Below are 553 nucleotides of genomic sequence, written 5' to 3'. Positions count from 1 at the left end.
GCGCCGGCCTGGATCGCTGCCGGCCTTGCGCGCGTGACGGAGCGATGAATACCATGAAGGCCGAGCGGAATGGCATGGATATCCGGCGCTTGCGCTACTTCGTTGCCGTTTGTGACAATGGCAGTGTCTCGCGTGCGGCAAGTGCGATCGGCATCGCCCAGCCGGCATTGACGCGCCAGATCAAGTTGCTCGAAGGGGAGCTCGGCGTGACACTCTTCACCCGCAGCGGCCGCGGCGCCATTCCCACGGAGGCCGGAACCTATCTTGTCACTGAGGCACGCAAACATCTCGACAGCCTCGACGGCCTTGTCGACCGCTTGCGAGAGCATTTCTCCGGCAGCCCGGCGCGCGTGACGCTGGGCATATGCCCGACCATCGTGCCGCTTTTTCTCGAACATATTGGCGGTGCCCTGCGTCAGGGGCAGAGTGCGACGGAACTCAGCGTCATCGAAGCCTATTCGGGAGACCTGCGCAACCTGATGCAAGCCGGCCGCCTCGATCTGGCGCTGACCTATAGCCCGCCGGAGCCGGGCAATCTGCGGATCACCAATCT

General features: G+C 63.8%; 1 protein-coding gene. It reads left to right on the top strand.

Annotation, left to right across the window (positions count from 1 at the left end):
* Positions 1 to 44: 44 nt before the first annotated feature.
* On the top strand, positions 45 to 553 hold a 509-nt coding region (locus AC1D0P_RS27690; RefSeq protein WP_477679659.1), incomplete at its 3' end, for a LysR family transcriptional regulator.

The sequence above is a fragment of the Polaromonas sp. P1_G2 genome (assembly GCF_056405515.1).
The sequence above is the reverse complement of the archived record's forward strand: the minus strand, read 5'-3'. Positions and strand labels throughout refer to the sequence as shown.